The 1889-nt window shown below is 66.3% G+C and carries 3 protein-coding genes; 1 reads left to right on the top strand and 2 read right to left on the bottom strand.

All coding sequences use genetic code 11. The features are described from left to right. The first annotated feature begins 101 nt into the window (after positions 1–101). On the top strand, positions 102–626 hold the full coding sequence (locus NR112_RS22195; RefSeq protein WP_256796459.1) for a hypothetical protein: 525 nt from the start codon (positions 102–104) through the stop codon (positions 624–626). A gap of 72 nt (positions 627–698) precedes the next feature. Here the strand turns inward: NR112_RS22195 and NR112_RS22190 are convergent, their stop codons facing one another. Together NR112_RS22190 and NR112_RS22185 are read right to left on the bottom strand one after the other, a co-directional pair. Further along, positions 699–1121 (bottom strand): hypothetical protein, encoded by a 423-nt coding sequence (locus NR112_RS22190; protein ID WP_256796458.1) that lies wholly within the window; start codon positions 1119–1121, stop codon positions 699–701. Positions 1122–1286: 165 nt separating this feature from the next. Beyond that, complete coding sequence (locus NR112_RS22185) at positions 1287–1712, bottom strand: GNAT family N-acetyltransferase (protein ID WP_256796457.1); 426 nt, start codon at positions 1710–1712, stop codon at positions 1287–1289. Positions 1713–1889: the final 177 nt, after the last annotated feature.

The following is a 1889-nucleotide window of genomic DNA, read 5'->3' as shown; positions in this document are numbered from 1 at the left end:
ACGCTCGCCCGACATTGCCGCGTTGAGGGCGGCTACGCTCGCCCGACATTGCCGCTCTGAGGGCGACCGCCTGTGGCGATCCGATCCGTGACAATGCACCCATGGGAACGGTCCTGCTAGACCAAGTGATCGAGACGGACTACGGCCAGTTCGACCTCGGCTGGGATGTGCCGTTCGGCTTCGACGGCAACTTCGACCGGTTCTTCGCGGGCCAGCTCAACGGCCTGGTTGGCGCGGCCGACTCCAACGGCGTCTACCTCAACCTCGCTCGGCGTTCCGGGGGATCGAGGGTGCGGATCGAGCTCCTTGAGCACGCCGCCGGTTCTGCCTCTGAAACCTGGGAGGACATCGTGGAGGTGTCTGTAGTGGTTCCGGAGGGGTCACACCCTCGGTGGGCCTCGTGGGCCGGCGAGAACTGGGAGCCCTTGCCCATTCCCGCCGGACGGTACCGCCTGCGCGTGAGCGCCCGTGGCCGGGACGCAGGCCGCGACGGAGAGTTCGAAGAGGGCGTCGTTGACACCTATCTGCTCGAGTTCTGGCCGGCCGCGATCGAGCCAGATGCGGTCCTTCGAGTTGGTAGTCAAGACGCCGCCTACTGGCACGACGAGGTGGGCGGGCGTCGCTGATATCCGACCATCAGCGTGAGACGTTTACCGGATTTGCCGCTGATGATCCGGCCGCGACGCGCGCGCCGGGCGCTATGACGCGCGGCGTGCCCGCACGAATCGGGCTTGGTCCACCGCGACCGCCGTGAACAGGGCACACCCGAGCCACATCCATGGATCCCCGACGACGGCAAGCACGGCGCCGCCGACAGCCGCCAGCGCGAACACCACAACATCGGCCAGGAGGTCACCCCTGCCAGTCCGCCGAATCTGCGCCAGGTCCAGACGAGCTAGCGCGGATGCATACACGCCGCGACCGAGGGCCAGGCAGGCGATGCCCGTCGCGGCAACAACAATGGAGTGCAGATTCTCCGAGAGCGGGACGTCGAAGCCTCGCAACGCGATGATGAGCGCCAGCGCCAACGCCGCGACGACCGCGACCCACGCTGCCACCCGTTCCTTGGTAATCGGGATTGGGTCTTCAATCCGCGGATCGGCGCGCCATTTCACAGCCACGAACGGTTCCCCCGCATGCGCAGATCTTAGAGGCGATCAACGGCGACCCGAGAAGAAACGCCCAGCCAAGAAGACCGACGTCCGATCATGCCGCGTTGAGGGCGGCTACGCTCGCCCGACATTGCCGCGCGGAGGACGTCCGCCCATGTGAGGCATCGGCGTACATCAGGTCAGGTCGCCGCCGAAGATCAGCGCCGGGCCACCGTTCTTTTCCACCTCGCGTTCGAGCGAGAGGCCGATCTTGAGGGCCACTCGTTGAGAGGCGACATTGTCCGGACGAATGATTGCGATCAGATGCTCAACACCGGAGTCCCTTGCAGCATCCCGCACTGCCGAGGCCGCTTCCGCGGCATACCCCTGACGGCGCAGTTCGGCCCGCACGTGCCACCCGGCCTCGACGTGCCAGGTGTCCTCGACTTCCTGCATGGTCAGGCCGCAGTCTCCGACAAAGCTGCCGGCATGGGTCTCGATGATCCAGAGTCCGAAGCCCCGCTCGTCGTAGTTGCGCAGGTTCCATTCGACCCAGCCGGTCGGACCGCGTGTCCCGCCGATGTCGAGCAAGGCAACGTTGGACACGTCATCCCCGGTCATCTCACGGAACCTAAGTCGCGGGGTGGGAGCGGGCAGCATGTCGGAAGCCTAGGGAACGTCCGCAACTGCCGCCGAGCGCTCGGGCCGACGAGCTCGCGCTCGGAGTCGGGCCTCGGGAAGGGCGCACGACCGGGAGCTCGAATTACCCCATCATCCTGCTGTTGACACTGTTGCCAG

This window comes from Terrabacter sp. Ter38 (genome assembly GCF_024519435.1).
Lineage (GTDB): Bacteria > Actinomycetota > Actinomycetes > Actinomycetales > Dermatophilaceae > Terrabacter.
The sequence above is the reverse complement of the archived record's forward strand: the minus strand, read 5'-3'. Positions and strand labels throughout refer to the sequence as shown.

Coding starts and splice junctions, on each gene's coding strand:
- NR112_RS22185 (WP_256796457.1), bottom strand. CDS start 1,712: ATGACCGGGGATGACGTGTCCAACGTTGCCTTGCTCGACATCGGCGGG.
- NR112_RS22195 (WP_256796459.1), top strand. CDS start 102: ATGGGAACGGTCCTGCTAGACCAAGTGATCGAGACGGACTACGGCCAG.